This is a genomic window from Streptomyces capparidis, assembly GCF_054782095.1.
Genome location: NZ_BAAGTD010000032.1, coordinates 72,631 through 88,176 on the forward strand (window position 1 = coordinate 72,631; position 15,546 = coordinate 88,176).

General features: G+C 76.3%; 14 protein-coding genes. 8 read left to right on the forward strand and 6 right to left on the reverse strand.

Features of this window, described 5'->3' with window-relative positions; all coding sequences use genetic code 11:
* Positions 1-16 precede the first annotated feature (16 nt).
* Both ACYVO2_RS24230 and ACYVO2_RS24235 read right to left on the reverse strand, forming a co-directional pair.
* Positions 17-1,549 carry an amidohydrolase gene (locus ACYVO2_RS24230; protein ID WP_461010071.1) on the reverse strand — a complete coding sequence of 511 codons (1,533 nt, stop codon included), beginning with the start codon at positions 1,547-1,549 and terminating at the stop codon, positions 17-19.
* Positions 1,550-1,792: 243 nt separating this feature from the next.
* Positions 1,793-2,260, reverse strand: coding sequence for a hypothetical protein (locus tag ACYVO2_RS24235; protein WP_461010072.1), 468 nt, complete (start codon positions 2,258-2,260; stop codon positions 1,793-1,795).
* Between the two features lie 543 nt (positions 2,261-2,803).
* Here ACYVO2_RS24235 and solA point away from each other — a divergent pair.
* The 6 genes from solA to ACYVO2_RS24265 all read left to right on the forward strand — a co-directional run bounded on the left by solA (position 2,804) and on the right by ACYVO2_RS24265 (position 10,673).
* Positions 2,804-3,964 carry an N-methyl-L-tryptophan oxidase gene (solA, locus tag ACYVO2_RS24240; RefSeq protein ID WP_461010073.1) on the forward strand — a complete coding sequence of 387 codons (1,161 nt, stop codon included), beginning with the start codon at positions 2,804-2,806 and terminating at the stop codon, positions 3,962-3,964.
* 194 nt (positions 3,965-4,158) lie between these two features.
* Positions 4,159-5,628 carry an aldehyde dehydrogenase family protein gene (locus ACYVO2_RS24245; RefSeq protein ID WP_461010074.1) on the forward strand — a complete coding sequence of 490 codons (1,470 nt, stop codon included), beginning with the start codon at positions 4,159-4,161 and terminating at the stop codon, positions 5,626-5,628.
* Positions 5,629-6,013: 385 nt separating this feature from the next.
* A complete protein-coding gene (locus ACYVO2_RS24250; protein ID WP_461010075.1) occupies positions 6,014-7,600 on the forward strand; it encodes an APC family permease in 1,587 nt (528 codons plus the stop codon).
* 46 nt (positions 7,601-7,646) lie between these two features.
* Complete coding sequence (locus ACYVO2_RS24255) at positions 7,647-9,200, forward strand: GMC family oxidoreductase (protein WP_461010076.1); 1,554 nt, start codon at positions 7,647-7,649, stop codon at positions 9,198-9,200.
* 123 nt (positions 9,201-9,323) lie between these two features.
* Entirely contained in the window at positions 9,324-9,896 is a 573-nt protein-coding gene (locus tag ACYVO2_RS24260) for a PadR family transcriptional regulator (protein WP_461010077.1), read from the forward strand.
* 348 nt (positions 9,897-10,244) lie between these two features.
* The gene (locus ACYVO2_RS24265; RefSeq protein ID WP_461010078.1) at positions 10,245-10,673 is read left to right on the forward strand and encodes an SSI family serine proteinase inhibitor; all 429 of its coding nucleotides are present in this window, start codon (positions 10,245-10,247) and stop codon (positions 10,671-10,673) included.
* Positions 10,674-10,824: 151 nt separating this feature from the next.
* Here the strand turns inward: ACYVO2_RS24265 and ACYVO2_RS24270 are convergent, their stop codons facing one another.
* Positions 10,825-11,481 (reverse strand): CGNR zinc finger domain-containing protein, encoded by a 657-nt coding sequence (locus ACYVO2_RS24270; RefSeq protein WP_461010079.1) that lies wholly within the window; start codon positions 11,479-11,481, stop codon positions 10,825-10,827.
* A gap of 46 nt (positions 11,482-11,527) precedes the next feature.
* Here ACYVO2_RS24270 and ACYVO2_RS24275 point away from each other — a divergent pair, with 46 nt between their 5' ends.
* Positions 11,528-12,181 carry a pyridoxine/pyridoxamine 5'-phosphate oxidase gene (locus tag ACYVO2_RS24275; RefSeq protein WP_461010080.1) on the forward strand — a complete coding sequence of 218 codons (654 nt, stop codon included), beginning with the start codon at positions 11,528-11,530 and terminating at the stop codon, positions 12,179-12,181.
* Entirely contained in the window at positions 12,172-12,942 is a 771-nt protein-coding gene (locus ACYVO2_RS24280; RefSeq protein WP_461010081.1) for a maleylpyruvate isomerase family mycothiol-dependent enzyme, read from the forward strand. Before ACYVO2_RS24275 ends, ACYVO2_RS24280 begins: the two co-directional genes overlap by 10 nt.
* A gap of 34 nt (positions 12,943-12,976) precedes the next feature.
* Here ACYVO2_RS24280 and ACYVO2_RS24285 read toward each other — a convergent pair whose 3' ends face one another.
* The 3 genes from ACYVO2_RS24285 to ACYVO2_RS24295 form a co-directional block, all read right to left on the reverse strand.
* A complete protein-coding gene (locus ACYVO2_RS24285; RefSeq protein ID WP_461010082.1) occupies positions 12,977-13,633 on the reverse strand; it encodes a helix-turn-helix domain-containing protein in 657 nt (218 codons plus the stop codon).
* 157 nt (positions 13,634-13,790) lie between these two features.
* Positions 13,791-15,203 carry an NAD(P)(+) transhydrogenase (Re/Si-specific) subunit beta gene (locus ACYVO2_RS24290; protein WP_461010083.1) on the reverse strand — a complete coding sequence of 471 codons (1,413 nt, stop codon included), beginning with the start codon at positions 15,201-15,203 and terminating at the stop codon, positions 13,791-13,793.
* Complete coding sequence (locus ACYVO2_RS24295) at positions 15,200-15,544, reverse strand: NAD(P) transhydrogenase subunit alpha part 2 (protein ID WP_461010084.1); 345 nt, start codon at positions 15,542-15,544, stop codon at positions 15,200-15,202. The genes ACYVO2_RS24290 and ACYVO2_RS24295 overlap by 4 nt, the downstream gene beginning before the upstream one ends.
* Positions 15,545-15,546 lie beyond the last annotated feature (2 nt).

The following is a 15,546-nucleotide window of genomic DNA, read 5'->3' on the forward strand; positions in this document are numbered from 1 at the left end:
CCGCCGGGCGGGCGGCTCACCCGGCCCGGTACGTCCAGCGGCCGCCCAGCATCGTGGCGTGGACGGGCATCCGGCGCAGGGTCGCCACGTCCGCGGTCAGCGGGTCGGTGTCGACGAGGACCAGGTCGGCCGCGTCGCCCACCCGGATCAGCCGCCTGCCCCTGGCCGCGCCGGCCAGCGCGGCGCGCAGCGGCAGGGCCTGCTCGGGGTGCCAGGAGGGGCGGTCGTCGCGGGTGCGGGAGACCGCGGAGGCGATGGTCAGCCACGGGTCGAGCGGCGCCACCGGCGCGTCGGAGCCCAGCTCCAGGCGGGCGCCCGCGGCCAGCAGGTCGGCGTAGGCGAAGGCGCGGTCGGTGCGGCCCGCCCAGTGCCGCTCGGCCACGTCGCGGTCGTCGGGGGCGTGGGTGGGCTGCACGCCGACGGTCACGTCCAGCGCGGCGAAGCGCGGCACGTCGGCGGCGGTGAGCAACTGGGCGTGCTCGATGCGCCCGCGGCAGCGCACCGCCTCGAACGCGTCCAGGGCGAGGGAGTTGGCGCGGTCGCCGATCGCGTGGACGGCGGGTTCGATGCCGTGCGCGGCGGCCCGCCGCATCAGCGGGACGAGCTCCTCCGGCGGCGTCTGGAGCAGGCCGTGCGACTCGGCGGTGTGCTCCAGGCCCGGGTACGGGTCGTGGCACAGGGCGGTGCGGGTGTTGAGGGAACCGTCCACGAACAGCTTCAGCGGCCCCGCCTCGACCGGTCCCGGGCAGCCCGGCAGCGCCTCGCCGGTGCGCAGGCCCCGGTCGATCGCCGCGTCCAGGTACTCGGGGTAGATGCCCGCGGCGACGCGGACCGCGGCCTGTCCGGCGGCCGTGCGGCGGGTCCAGTCGGTGACGTTGTCGGCGTACTCCAGGTCAAGGAAGCCGGTGACGCCGCGGGCGGCGGCGGCCCGGCACGCCTCGGCCACCCACTGGTCGAGGACGTGCGCGGGCACGGCGGGCAGGTCGGCCGCGGCCTGGAGCGCCTCGTGCTCGCGGAGCAGCCCGGTGGGGTGCTCGGGCCTGCCGAGCAGGGCGAGCCCGGCGGAGTTGGTCCACACGCAGTGCAGGTCGGCGCTGACCAGGACGGCGGGCCGGTCCGGCAGCGCGGCGTCGAGCAGGTCGCGGTGCGGGGCGTCGGGCCACAGGCCGTCGCGGAAGCCGTGGCCGGTCAGCATCTCCCCCGGCGGCAGGCCCGCGGCGTGGGCGCGGACGGCGTCGGCCGCGGCGCGGGCGGACGCCGGCCCCGACAGGTCCAGGCGGCGGCGGACGCTCGCCCACTGGGTGGCGTGCACATGGGCGTCCCACAGGCCGGGGAGCAGGGTGCGGCCCGCGCAGTCGAAGGTGTCCTCGCCTCGGTCCGCGGCACCGGCGTCCGCACCGGGGTGGATGGTGACGATCCGTCCGTGCTCGACGCGGACGCAGGCGAGCGGGCCGCCGGGGCCCAGACGCGCCCGCAGCAGGGTGAGGGGCGGGGCCGGGTCCCCGCCCGGTCCTGCGGCGGCGGGCGGCTCGTGCGGGGTGCTGGTCACGTCGGGCTCCAGGTCTGTCGCGGGGCTCGGGCGAGCCGGGGTCGGCGTGCGGCTGGTCGGATTCCAGCACACACCGGCGGCGGGCGCCCCCGCCCCGGCCCGCTCCCGCCGTGGAGCCGCGGCGCTGCGGCGCTGCGGCGGGCGCACGGCGCGGCAGCCCGCCGCTCGGGGGGAGCGGCGGGCTGCGGTCGGTCCGGGTGCCGCCGGCCCGGCGCGGGGCGCGGGGCGCGGCGGCGACGCGGGTCAGAAGACGAACGGCCCCGGGGACTGCGGGGTGGTGGCCGTGCAGTTGATGGTGATCAGGCCGAACACCACGAGCTTGAGCGACTTGGCCTCCAGCTTGTCCCCGGAGGCGACCGTGCCCTTCAGCGGGCCGGTGGAGACGGGGCCGTTGGCCGGGATGGCCGGGTTGGCGCTGCCGGTGAACGTGGTGGTGCCGGTGCCGTTCTTCGACAGGGTCAGGGTGGAGGTGATGGACCCGGCGGACACGGCGACGGGCGACTTGACGGCGGAGGACGTCAGGGTGATGGTCGCGGCCGTCCCGCTCTGGGTGGCGGTGAGGGTCGCCAGGCCGGAGCCGTAGGTGCCGCAGCTCGCCGTGAGGGTGGCGGTGGTGGGGGTGACGGCGCCGGCCGTCGGTGCCAGCACCAGCGCGCCCGTGGCCAGTGCCGCCGCGCCCAGGGCCGTACCGATGCCGAGCTTGTGCTTCATGGCGGTGCCTTCCGGTATGGGGGAGTCTGCCTGACTGCCGCACGGATGGGTCGGGTCCGGCGCGCACGGGCACGGCGGACTGCACACCGCCGGTGCGGCGTGGGCAGGGGATCCTCCGTGTGCGTGCGCACCGGGACGGTCGGTGACGGGGTCGGTGACGGTCCGTCAGTTTCCACCGCCATTGACGCGCGCATGACTAAAGAAGGCAAGAGCGATCCCGTGATTTTTCCGGCGTGGGGATAGGGGGCCGGAGGGGCCCCGGACGGGGGCGCTCGGGGGGCGGGGCGCTGGTGGGCGGATCGGGCGGAGGAGGGCCGGGGCCCCGGGCGGGGGGGACGTGGGCGGGCCGATGGAGGCGGGACACCGGTGGGAGCCGGTTGGGTGGCTGGGTGGGGGCCGTCGGTGGTGCGGGGCGCGCGTCCTTGGAAGGGGAGGGGGACCCCGGCCGCGGGGGCGGTGGGCGGGCCGGGTAGAAGGCAGTGTCCGCCGCCCGCCGGCGGACCGCGGCTCGACCGCGCAGAACCCGCTTCCCGGAGGTCAAGCGTGTCCCCCACCTACGACGTGATCGTCCTCGGCCTCGGCGGCATGGGCAGCGCCGCCGCCCACCACCTGGCCGCGCGCGGCGCGCGCGTCCTCGGCCTGGAGCGGTTCGGCCCGGTGCACAGCCGCGGCTCCAGCCACGGCGGCTCCCGCATCACCCGGCAGTCGTACTTCGAGGGGCCCGAGTACGTGCCGCTGCTGCTGCGCGCCTACGAGCTGTACGAGCGCCTGGCGCGGGACTCGGGCCGCGAGGTCGCGATCCTCTGCGGCGGCCTGATGGTGGGCCGGCCGGACAGCCGCACGGTCGCCGGCTCGCTGCGGTCCGCGCGGACGTGGGACCTGCCGCACGAGGTGCTGGACGCGGCCGGGATCCGCCGCCGCTTCCCGACGCTCGCCCCGCGCGACGACGAGGTGGCGCTGTACGAGCCCCGCGCCGGGCTGCTGCGCCCGGAGCACACCGTCGCCGCCCACCTCGCGCTCGCCGCCAGGGACGGCGCCGAGCTGCGGTTCGAGGAACCCGTCACCCGCTGGGAGGCGCTGCCGCTCGGCGCCGGGGTGCGGGTGCACACCTCGGAGGACACCTTCACCGCGGGCCACCTCGTGGTGTGCCCGGGCGCGTGGGCGCCGGAGCTGCTGGCGGACCTCGGCGTGCCGTTCACCGTGGAGCGGCAGGTCATGTACTGGTTCCAGCCACGCGGCGGGGTGGCGCCGTACCTGCCGGACCGGCACCCGATCTACATCTGGGAGGACCCCGACGGCACCCAGGTGTACGGGTTCCCGGCCATCGACGGCCCGCGCGGCGGCGCCAAGGTGGCGTTCTTCCACGGCGGCTCCGCCTGCACCCCGCGGACCGTCGACCGCACCGTGCACGACCACGAGGTGGCGGCGATGGAGCGGCACCTGTCCGCGACCCTGCCGTCCCTGCCCGGCGCCTTCCTCAAGGCGTCCACCTGCATGTACACCAACACCCCGGACGAGCACTTCGTCATCGCCCGGCACCCGGCGCACCCGGACGCCGTGACCGTGGCGTGCGGGTTCTCCGGACACGGCTTCAAGTTCACGCCGGTCGTCGGGGAGATCCTCGCCGACCTGGCGCTCACCGGCGCGACCGCCCACCCCGTCGGCCTGTTCGACCCCCGCCGCCCCGGCGCGCGACCCGCCTGAGGAGGGCCCCGGGCGGCGGGCGGACGGGCGGGCCGGCGCGGCGGCGGCGCGGGGCGGAGGCGTGTGCCGGTCGTCACACTTCCGCATGGAACCGGCCATGGCCGGAAAGGCGCGCCGCCACCGCCGTGACCTCCCCCGTGCCCCGGGCGGGGGGACGGCCCGGCCGTGCCCGGCCCGACCTGGAGGAAGACCCGATGCCCGAACTGTTCATCGGCGGCGTGTGGACCGCCGCAGGCGACGAAAGGACCCGCGAGATCCGCTGCCCCGCCGACGGCAGCCTCGTCGCGGTGGTGGACGAGGGCGGAGCCGAGGACACCGCGGAGGCGATCGCCGCCGCGCGCCGCGCCTTCGACGAGGGGCCCTGGCCGCGCACCTCCCCGGCCGAGCGCGGCGACCTGCTGCTGCGCGTCGCCGACCTGCTGGTCCGCGACCGGGCGGCGCTCGCCCGCGCCGAGTCGCTGGACACCGGCAAGCGCCTGGTGGAGAGCGAGTACGACATCGACGACGTCACCGCCTGCTTCCGGTACTTCGGCCGTCTGATCGGCACCGAGACCGGCCGGGTGGTGGACACCGGCACCCCGGACGCCGAGAGCCGGGTGGTGTACGAGCCCGTCGGCGTGTGCGGCCTGATCACGCCGTGGAACTACCCGCTGCTCCAGACCGCGTGGAAGGTCGCCCCGGCGCTGGCCGCGGGCAACACCGTGGTGCTCAAGCCCAGCGAGCTGACCCCGCACACGGCGATCCACCTGATGCGGCTGCTCCAGGAGGCCGGGCTGCCCGAAGGGGCGGCCAACCTGGTGCTGGGCGCCGGCCCCGGGGCGGGCGCGCCGCTGGCCGAGCACCCCGGGGTGGACATGGTCTCCTTCACCGGCGGCCTGGCCACCGGGCGGCGGATCATGGCGGCGGCCGCGGGCACCGTCAAGAAGATCGCCCTGGAGCTGGGCGGCAAGAACCCCAACGTGGTGTTCGCCGACGCCGACTTCGAGGCCGCCGTGGACTTCGCGCTGACCGCGGTGTTCCTGCACTCGGGGCAGGTGTGCTCGGCCGGGGCGCGGCTGCTGGTGGAGGACGCGCTGCACGACCGGTTCGTGGACGAGGTGGTGCGGCGCGCCGGGCGCATCCGGCTCGGCGGCCCCTTCGACGAGCGGGCGCAGGCCGGGCCGCTGATCTCGGCCCAGCACCGGGCGAAGGTCGAGGCGTACGTCGCCGCGGGCCTCGCCGAGGGCGCGGTGCTGCGCTGCGGCGGCGCCCGCCCCGGCGACCCGGCGCTGGAGGGCGGCTTCTACTACCTGCCGACGGTGCTGGACGAGTGCCGCTCGGGCATGTCGGTGGTCCGCGAGGAGTCGTTCGGCCCGGTGCTGACCGTGGAGCGGTTCCGCTCCGAGGAGGAGGCCGTCCGGCTCGCCAACGACACGGTGTACGGCCTGGCCGGGGCGGTGTGGACCGGCGACGAGGCCAGGGCGCGCCGGGTCGCGTCGGCGCTGCGCCTGGGCACGGTGTGGATCAACGACTACCACCCGTACCTGCCGCAGGCGGAGTGGGGCGGATTCAAGCAGTCCGGGGTCGGCCGGGAGCTGGGGCCCGCCGGGCTCGCGGAGTACCGGGAGCCCAAGCACATCTGGCGCAACACCGCGCCCAAGCCGCAGCACTGGTTCGCTTCCTAGGCGCTCGCGGGCCGCGGCGCACCGCCGGGGCGGCGGGCGGGGCCGTCAGGAGGCCGGGCGGCCGCACCCGCTGACGCGCCGCCGGGGCGCGGGGCCCGTCGGGAAGGGCCGGGGCGAGGCGGGTCGGGACCCTGCGCGGAGGCGGGCCGGGAACCCCCGGCCGTGCCCCGGGCGGGCGTCGGCCCACAGCCGTTCCGCCGCCCCGCGCCACCGTCGCCGCCACCACCGCGCCGTCGCCGTCACCCTCCCGGTCCGCGTACCCGGCGCGGCACCACCCACACCCCCCCCCGTCCGCTCCCCACCCCCCTCCCGACCGCCCCCCCGAGGCCCGCCCCGGGGCCCGCCGTCCGCCGGAGAAGTCCCCCCACCCCACAGGAGTCCGCTGATGGCCACCACCCACAAGCCCGCGCCGCCGGGCACCAGCCACGACGACGACGGCCTGGCCGAGTTCGGCTACCGCCCGGAGCTCAAACGCACCCTGGGCACCTTCCACACCTTCGCCGCGGGAATCAGCTACATCTCGATCCTCACCGGCACCTTCCAGTTGTTCTACCTCGGCTACGGCCTCGGCGGGCCCGCCTACTGGTGGTCCTGGCCGATGGTGTTCGCCGGGCAGCTCATGGTGGCGCTGTGCTTCGCCGAGCTGGCGGCCCGCCACCCCATCGCCGGATCGGTCTACAACTGGTCGAAGAAGCTCGGCAACCGGCACGTCGGCTGGCTGGCCGGGTGGATGATGCTGGTGGCCTCGATCGTGTCGCTGGCCGCCGTCGCGCTCGCCTACCAGTTGACGCTGCCGCAGATCTCGGACGTCTTCCAGGTCGTCGGCGACGGCACGGGCACCTACGACGTGGCGACCAACGCCGTCCTGCTGGCGGGCGTGCTCATCCTGTTCACCACCCTCGTCAACGCCTTCGGCGTCAAGCTGATGGCCCGCATCAACACCGCGGGCGTGTTCATCGAGCTGATCGCCGCCGTCGTGCTGATCGTGCTGCTCGCCGTGCACGTGGTGCGCGGCCCGGACGTGGTGCTGGAGACGCACGGCACCGGCGCCGGGCACGGCGCCGGTTACCTCGGCGCGTTCCTCGCCGCCTCCCTCGCGTCCGCGTACGTGATGTACGGCTTCGACACCGCCGCCTCCCTCGGCGAGGAGTCCCTCGACCCGTCGCGCAACGCGCCCCGGGCGATCCTGCGGGCGCTGCTCGCCTCCTTCCTGCTGGGCGGCCTGATCCTGCTGCTGGCGCTGATGAGCGTGCGCGACATGGGCGGCGAGGGCCTGTCCACCGACGGCCTCCAGTACGTGGTGCTGGACGTGCTCGGCGGCACGGTCGGCAAGGCCATGCTGTGGTGCGTGCTCATCGCGGTCACCGTGTGCGCGCTCGCCGTGCACACCGCCGCGATACGGCTGGCGTTCGCCATGTCCCGCGACAACAACCTGCCCGCCGCGTCGCTGATGGCCCGGGTCAGCCCGCGCTTCAGGACGCCGGTGCTGCCCGCGGTGATCATCGGCGCGCTCGCGCTCGGTGTGCTGCTGCTCAACATCCGCCAGCCGCAGATCTTCTCCGTCGTCACCAGCATCGGCATCATCATGATCTACCTGGCCTATCTGCTGGTGACCGGGCCGATGCTGGTCGCCAGGGTGCGCGGGCGGTGGGCGTGCCGCGGCGACGGCAAGTTCTCCCTCGGCCGCCTGGGCCTGCCCGTCAACGTCCTGGCCGTGCTGTGGGGCGCCGGGATGACGGTGAACCTGGCGTGGCCGCGCTCCGCCGTGTACAACGCGACCCCGCCCCACCACTGGTACCTGCGCTGGGGCGCCTTCCTGTTCGTGGGGACCGTGGCGGTCGGCGGCTTCGCCTACTACTGGTTCGTCCAGCGGCACCGCACCGGGGTGCTCGCCGAGCACGCCGCGACCGCCGGGAGGACCGGCAGGCGCGCCCCCGCCCCCGGCGCCGCGGCGGCGGCCCGCGCCGAGTGACGGCCCCGACCCGGACCACCGAGACGACAACAGGTGAGGAGACCCCATGACGGACCGGTTCGACTACGTGATCGTCGGCGGCGGCACCGCGGGCAACGTGGTGGCGGCGCGGCTGAGCGAGGACCCCTCGGTGTCCGTGTGCGTGCTGGAGGCCGGGCCCTCCGACGTCGGTGACGACGCGATCCTGCGCCTGGAGCGCTGGATGGCGCTGCTGGAGTCCGGCTACGACTGGGACTACCCGGTCGAGGCGCAGGAGAACGGCAACAGCTTCATGCGGCACGCCCGCGCCAGGGTGCTCGGCGGCTGCTCGTCGCACAACTCCTGCATCGCCTTCTGGGCCCCCGCCCAGGACCTGGACGACTGGGCGGCGGCGGGCTGCACCGGGTGGAGCGCGGCCGACTGCTTCCCGCTGTACCGGCGCCTGGAGAACAACGACGCGCCGGGCGACCACCACGGCAGGACCGGCCCGGTGAGGATCCGCGGCATCAAGTCCGCCGACCCGTGCGGCGCGGCGCTGCTGCGGGCCTGCGCCGAGGCCGGGATCCCCACCACCCCGTTCAACACGGGCGGGACGGTGCTGCGCGGCGCCAACTGGTTCCAGATCAACGCCGACGAGGACAACGTCCGCCAGTCGTCGTCCGTGGCCTATCTGCACCCGGTGCTGGGCAGCCGCCCCAACCTCCAGGTGCGCACCGGCGTGCGGGCCAAGCGCCTGGTGCTGGACTCCGGGCGGCGCTGCACGGGCGTGGAGTACCTGGACCCCGACCTGGTGCACACCCGCACGGTGGCCGCGCGGCGCGAGGTGATCGTGAGCTGCGGCGCCATCGACACGCCGAAGCTGCTGATGCTGTCCGGGATCGGACCCGCCGACCACCTGCGGGAGGTCGGCGTGGAGGTGGTGCGGGACGCGCCGGGAGTCGGCGCCAACCTCCAGGACCACCCGGAGGGCGTCGTCATGTGGGAGGCGAAGCGGCCCATGCCCACCGCCTCCACCCAGTGGTGGGAGATCGGGATCTTCTACGACACCGAGCCGGGCCTGGACCGGCCGGACCTGATGTTCCACTACGGTTCGGTGCCGTTCGACCTGAACACGCTGCGGCACGGCTACCCCACCAGCGAGAACGCGTTCTGCCTGACGCCGAACGTCACCCGCGCCCGGTCCCGCGGCACGGTGCGGCTGCGCACCCGCGACTACCGGGACAAGCCGAAGGTGGACCCGCGCTACTTCACGCACGAGCACGACGTGCGGGTGATGACGTACGGGCTGCGCCTGGCCCGCCGGATCGCGGCCCGGCCGGCGCTGGCGGAGTGGGCGGGCGCGGAGCTGGCGCCGGGCCCGGAGGCGGTGTCGGACGAGGAGCTGCTGGACTACATCCGCAAGACCCACAACACCGTCTACCACCCTTCCTCGACGGTGCGGATGGGCGCCGACGACGACCCCATGGCGCCGCTGGACGCCCGGCTGCGGGTCAAGGGCGTGGCGGGGCTGCGGGTCGCGGACGGCTCGGTGATGCCGGACCTGGTCACCGTGAACCCGTGCATCACCACCATGATGATCGGCGAGAAGTGCGCCGACATGGTGAAGCGGGACGCGGCGTAGCGGCCCCCGCCCGCAGGCCCGGCCCGCTCCGGCGGGCCGGGCCTGCGGGCGCCCGGCGAGCGGGCGCCCCGCCGCGGGCTTGTCGCCGCGGGACACCGCGGCCCGGCGTGGCAGCATGGCGCCATGCTGGAGCTCGCGATCATGGGATTCCTCGCCGACGGGCCGCTGCACGGCTACGAGCTGCGCCACCGCGTCGCCCGGCTGTCCGGCCACACCCGCCCGGTCAGCGACGGCAGCCTGTATCCCGCGATCAACCGCCTGGTGAAGCGCGGCCTGCTGGACCGGCGGGTCGAGCCGGGCGCCGCGGCCGCCCAGCGGTACGTCCTGAGCCTGACCGACGCCGGCCGCGCCGAGGTGCTGCGGCGGCTGCGCGACCCCGCGCGCCACGAGATCACCGACGCGGCCCGGTTCTGCGTCGTCCTGGCGTTCCTCTCCCTGCTCCCCGACGTCGCGGAGCAGCACGCGGTGCTGCGCCGGCGGCTGGCGTTCCTGGAGGAGCCGGTGAGCTTCTTCTACGAGGGCGACCGGCCGCTGCGCGCGGAGGAGGTGAGCGACCCCTACCGCCGCGGCATGCTCCTCACCGCCCGCACCGCCGCCCGCGCCGAGCGGGCGTGGCTGCGCGAGGTCCTGGACGGCGGCGGGGGCGCAGACGCCGCCGGTGGCGGCGACGAGGACGGGTACGGCTACGGGGCCTGAGACGGCGGCCCCGGGCGGGGCGGGGGCGCGGCGGGGCGCGCGCGGGGCGGTGCGGGCCACCCGCAGGGTTTCGGCCGTGTTCGTCCGTCTTGTCCCTGCCGTGACGGGCGGCGCGCGGTGGGTAGAAGACGGCGCGGCTCCCGCACGCGCGCGGGCGCGCACCTCCACCTGACAGCGCGTCGAGCGCGGGGAGGCGCTCCGGCTCGGCCCGGGGCGAGGTCCGGCCATCCGGCCGGAACACGGCGTGGCGTGATGTCTTTGCGGAAGATGCGATGCTTGGCCCGCTTGGGCAACACTCGCGGTCGTAAGCCCGAAATCTCCCACAACTCCCACGAAGGGGTATCCGAAATGCGCTACACAGCAGCGAGGGCCGGTCTCGGACTCGTCCTGGCCGCGAGCGCCCTGGCGGTCACGGGCGCGGGCACCGCGAGCGCGGAGCCGGCACCCGCCGACCGGGGTCCCTCGGCGCTGGTGCTGACCGTCTCCGAGGGCGAGTCCGCCGCTTCGTCCTCGGCGACCAGGGCCGCGACCCTGAGCTGCTCGCCCGCGCTCGCGGGCGACCACCCGGCCCCGGAGGCGGCCTGCGAGGAGCTCACGGCGGCGCGCGGTGACTTCACCTCGCTCAGCGGCGACTCCTCCCGGGTGTGCCCGCAGATCTACGACCCGGTCGTGGTGACCGCCGACGGCATCTGGCAGGGGAAGCGGGTGACGTACGAGCAGACGTACGCCAACACCTGCGTGCTGGAGGCCGAGACGGGCCAGGTCTTCGCGTTCTGACGGCGGCCTGACGTCCCGGCGTCCTGACCGACGTCCCGACGTCCCGACGCCGCACGGCGTCGCGCGTCTCACCCGCCCTGCGAGGGGCCCGGTGCCGAGGACGGCACCGGGCCCCTCGCCACGCCCCGGGAGCCCGACGGCCCGGAAGCGCTCAGGAGTCCTCCCGCCGGCGCCGGTGGTGGCGGGCCACTCGGGCGCGGTTGCCGCAGGACGGCTTGCACCACTCCTGCCGCGGGTGGTCCTTGACGAAGTACCGCACGCACCGCGGCGCGGGGCAGGCCCGCAGCCGGGCCCGGTCGGGGCCGGCCAGGAACGCGATGGCGTCCCGGGCCAGGGCGGCGGCCAGCACGTCCCCGTCCGCCGGGCCGGGCGCCCACCCGGCGCGGGCCACCGGCTCGCCCTCCTCCGGCCAGTGCAGGCGGGGCGAGGCCGGCACGCGGGCGGCGGCCGTGTTGAGCAGTTCGACGGCGTCCCGCGGCGGCAGCAGCCGGTGCGCGTCGGCGCGGCTCGGCGGCCCGGGGTGCACGGCGCGGGCGAACAGGGCGCGCACGGCCGCCCGCACCTGCCGCACCGCCTCGAGCGCCGCGGCGTCGGCGGTGAACTCCTCTGGCACGAACCCGTCGAGCGCCGCGCGCAGCGGCCCGGCCCGGTCGCGCACCCAGGCGGTGAGGCCCTCGGGCGCGGCCAGGTCGTCGGCGACGCCGCCGTGGCCGTCGTGCCTGACGGTGACGGCGAGCGCGAGGGCGAGACGGTGATCGGGCACCTGGCTGTCGCTCACCTGGCTAATGCTAAAGTCGCCGACATCCATTAGCCAATCCGGGTCGGAGCGACCCGGGCCGGAAGGGGATGACGGCATGGCGGAGCTGCGCGCGCTGCTGCGCGAGCTGGACGTGTTCGCGGGGGAGCTGCCCGTCTTCGACACGCGGGCCGCGCCGGACGAGCCGGTGGGACTGTTCACCGAGTGGCTGCTGCACGCCGTGGACCGCGGGGTGCCCGAGCCGCACGCGATGACGCTGTCCACGGTCGGCCCGGACGGGGCTCCTTCGGCGCGGGTGCTGCTCCTGAAGGACGTGGACGCCGCGGGCTGGCGCTTCGCGACGCACCGCGACAGCCCCAAGGGCCGGGACCTGGCGCACGAGGCGCGGGCCGCGCTCACCTTCCACTGGCCCACGCTCGCCCGGCAGGTGCGGGTGCGCGGCGCGGTCGCGGCGGAGAGCCCGGAGGCGAGCGCCGGGGACTTCCTGGCCCGCGGCGCCGGGGCGCGGGCGGAGGCGCTGCTCGGCCGGCAGAGCCGTCCCCTGCCGGACCCGGCGGTGCGCGAGGCGGAGCTGGCCGGGGCGCGGGAGCGGCTGGCCCGCGAACCCGGCCTGGTGGCGCCCGGCTGGACGCTGTACACGCTGCGCCCCGAGCGCGTGGAGTTCTGGCAGGGCGACCGGCAGCGCGCGCACACCCGGCTGAGCTACCGCCGCGCGGACGGCGGGTGGACGAAGGAGCTGCTGTGGCCGTGAACCCCGACGACCCGAGTCCCGGCGGCCTCGGAACCGGCGCCCCGCGCCCCGGCGGCCCGGACCCCGGCGCCGTCGATCCCGGAGCGGTGCGGGCCGCCGTGCTGGACGGGCACGCGCGGCTGAGCGGGCTGCTGGGCGGCCTCGGCGACGAGGCGGCGCGCGAGCCCAGCGCCCTGCCGGGCTGGAGCCGCGCCCATGTGCTGGCGCACCTCGCCGGGGTGTGCCGGGCGCTGACCCGGCAGGCGCGGTACGCGCTGCGGGGCGAGCTGGTCGAGGTGTACGACGGGGGCCGCCCGGCCCGGGACGCGGCGATCGAGGCCGGTGCGCTGCGGAGCGCGGACGAGCTGCGCGGCGACCTCGCCGAGGCGCTGACCGGCGCGGAGTCGCTCTGGGCCGCCGTCGGCGCGGACGACTGGTCGCGCCCCGTCCGCTACCGGGACGGCGATGTGCGCGCGGTGCTGCTGGCCTGGTGGCGGGAGCTGGAGATCCACACCGCCGACCTGGGCCTCGGCTCCGGTCCCGAGCAGTGGCCCCGGGAGCTGTGCGCGCACCTGCTGGTCTTCCTCGGCCCGCGGGCGCCCGAGGGCACCCGGCTGATCCTGGAGGCGGCGGACGGCCCCGAGCGGTACGCGCACGGCTCGGGCACCGAGGTGGCGGTGCGCGGCGACCTGAGGGACCTGGCGGCGTGGCTGGCCGGCCGCACCGCCCCCGGCCCGCTCGGCCCGGCTCCCCTGCCGGAGCTCGGCCCCTGGCCGTCGTAGGGCGGCCGGCGGGGCCCGGGCCCCGCCGGCCCGGTCAGGCCACCAGGATCCGGCGGCCGCTGACCCGCTGCGGCTCCACGCGCACCCACACGTCGCGCTCGCCGCCCGCCCACGGCTCGGGCGGTGGCCGCCCGCCGAGCAGCCGCCGCGCCTCGGACTCGCTGACGGGGCTCGCCGAGCCGACCACCAGCACGCTCCAGCCCTGGCTGAGCGCGTCGTCGATCCGGTCCACCTCGAAGGCGACCTGGGTGCCGGGGCCCACGGCGGGCCCGGCCCGCGGCTCGGTGCGGTACAGCACGACGTCGTGCGCGACGGCGTAGTTGACCGGGAACACCTCGGGGCCCTGCGGCGTCACCACCGCGACCCGGCCCACCCCCCGGTCCGACAGCAGGTCGCGGCACTCGTCGGGGGCGAGGGTGACCAGCTCGGGGCGGCGCGCGGCGGGCCCGCCGCCGGGCGGGGCCTGCGCGCCGCCGCCCAGCAGCTCGTCCACGGGCATCCGCAGCGCTCCCGCGAGCCGCATCAGGGTGCCCGTGCCCGCCTCCGCGGGCCGCTCCTCCACATACCGCAGGAAGTGCGGCGACATCCCGGCGCGCTCGGCGACCTGCTCCCGGGTGAGTCCCAGCCGCTCACGCCGCAGCGCCACCCGCCGACCCAGGTCACCGGGCCGGGCCCCGGTGTTCTCCGACACGACGCTCCCCTTTCCTGCCCGCCCCCTCTTCCGCCCGCCCCCTCTTCCGCCCGGCGGCTGTCCGCTCCCGGTGGTCCCCCGCGCCCCGGAGGCGGTCGTCCCCGCCTCCTCCCAGCACACCACCGGGCGGGGCGGCCCGCCATCGGAGCGGGGGGCGTCAGCCGACGAAGGTCCGCACCGCCGCCTTCAGGTCCGCCAGGCCCCGCTTGGCGTCGGTGAAGAGCATGCCGGTGCCGGGGGCCGTGTACAGCTCGTTGTCGATGCCCGCGTAGCCGTGGCCCATGGACCGCTTGACGACGACCACGCTCCTGGCCCGGTCCACGTCCAGGATCGGCATGCCGGAGATCGCGTTGCCGGGGCGCCGCGCGGCCGGGTTGGTGACGTCGTTGGCGCCGATCACCAGGGCGACGTCGGCCTGCGGGAACTCGGCGTTGGCCTCCTCCATCTCCCTGAGCTGCGGATACGGCACGTTGGCCTCGGCGAGCAGCACGTTCATGTGACCGGGCATGCGCCCGGCGACGGGGTGGATGGCGTAGGTGACCTCCACGCCGTGCGCCTCGAGCAGTTGCGCGAGGTCGCCGAGCTCGTGCTGCGCCTGCGCGGCGGCCAGGCCGTAGCCGGGCACGACGACGACCTTGCCCGCGTAGGCGAGCTGGACGGCCACGTCGTCCACGGACACCGCGCGCACCTGGTCGGAGCCGGAGCCGGCGGCCGCCGCCGCGTCGTCGCCGGTGCCGAAGCCGCCCAGGACGATGTTGCCGATGGAGCGGTTCATCGCGTCGGCCATCAGCTTGGTGAGGATGGTGCCGGACGCGCCGACGAGCGCGCCCGCGATGATCAGGACCGGCTCGTCCAGGACGAAGCCCGCCATGGCCACGGCGGTGCCGGTGAACGCGTTGAGCAGCGAGATCACCACCGGCATGTCGGCCCCGCCGATCGGCAGCACCATGGTGGTGCCGAACACCAGGCCGGCGCCGAGGACGACCAGCAGCGCGGCGGTGCTGCCCGGGTCGGCGACCAGCCACACCGCGCCGCCCGCCATGACCAGGCCGAGCACGGCGTTGGCCGCCCGCGCGCCGGGGAAGACGACCGGCCGCCCCGGCACCACGCCCTGGAGCTTGCCCGCGGCGACCAGCGAGCCGGAGAAGGTGACCCCGCCGATGAGCATGTCCAGGGCCGCGGCGACGGTGACGCGGGCGCCGAGCCCGTCCGGGTCGGCCGCCTCGACGATGTCGGTGACCGCGACCAGCGCCGCCGCCCCGCCGCCGACCGCGTTGAACAGGCTCACCAACTGCGGCATCGCCGTCATCCGCACGGTGCGCGCCGCGTACAGGCCGGCGGCGGACCCGGTGGCGGCGCCGAGGACCAGCACCAGCCAGCCGGTGGCGGTGATCTCGCCCTCGTCGGCGAGCAGCACGGCGGTGGCGGCGACGGCCACGGCCATCGCGGCGGCGGACAGGGTGTTGCCGCGCCGCGCGGTGCGCGGGGAGTTCATCAGGCGCAGGCCCAGCACGAAGCAGGCGGCCGAGCCCAGCAGGACGTAGCGGACGGTGGTCTCCAGGGTGCTCACTTCCCGCCCTCCTTCCCGGCGCCCGCCGCCCGCTCCCGGCCGCCCGGCGCGTCGCCGCGCGCGTCCGGGCGGGCCCGGAACATGTGCAGCATGCGGTCGGTGACGGCGTAGCCGCCGACCACGTTCATCGCGCCGAACGCCGCGGCGAGGAACGCCAGCGCGTAACCGGCCGCGTGGTCCGCCTCCGCGGCGATGATCATGGCGCCGATGACCACGACGCCGTGGATGGAGTTGGCGCCGGACATCAGCGGGGTGTGCAGGGTCGCCGGGACCTTGCTGATGACCTCGAAGCCGACGAGCACGGCGAGCACGAAGATCGTGACCGCGGTGAGCAGGTCCATGT

What these genes read in the sequence shown, in the direction of transcription:
- ACYVO2_RS24235 (WP_461010072.1), bottom strand. Translation starts at nt 2,260, where the DNA reads ATGAAGCACAAGCTCGGCATCGGTACGGCCCTGGGCGCGGCGGCACTG.
- ACYVO2_RS24245 (WP_461010074.1), top strand. Translation starts at nt 4,159, where the DNA reads ATGCCCGAACTGTTCATCGGCGGCGTGTGGACCGCCGCAGGCGACGAA.
- ACYVO2_RS24250 (WP_461010075.1), top strand. Translation starts at nt 6,014, where the DNA reads ATGGCCACCACCCACAAGCCCGCGCCGCCGGGCACCAGCCACGACGAC.
- ACYVO2_RS24255 (WP_461010076.1), top strand. Translation starts at nt 7,647, where the DNA reads ATGACGGACCGGTTCGACTACGTGATCGTCGGCGGCGGCACCGCGGGC.
- ACYVO2_RS24260 (WP_461010077.1), top strand. Translation starts at nt 9,324, where the DNA reads ATGCTGGAGCTCGCGATCATGGGATTCCTCGCCGACGGGCCGCTGCAC.
- ACYVO2_RS24265 (WP_461010078.1), top strand. Translation starts at nt 10,245, where the DNA reads ATGCGCTACACAGCAGCGAGGGCCGGTCTCGGACTCGTCCTGGCCGCG.
- ACYVO2_RS24270 (WP_461010079.1), bottom strand. Translation starts at nt 11,481, where the DNA reads ATGGATGTCGGCGACTTTAGCATTAGCCAGGTGAGCGACAGCCAGGTG.
- ACYVO2_RS24275 (WP_461010080.1), top strand. Translation starts at nt 11,528, where the DNA reads ATGGCGGAGCTGCGCGCGCTGCTGCGCGAGCTGGACGTGTTCGCGGGG.
- ACYVO2_RS24295 (WP_461010084.1), bottom strand. Translation starts at nt 15,544, where the DNA reads ATGGACCTGCTCACCGCGGTCACGATCTTCGTGCTCGCCGTGCTCGTC.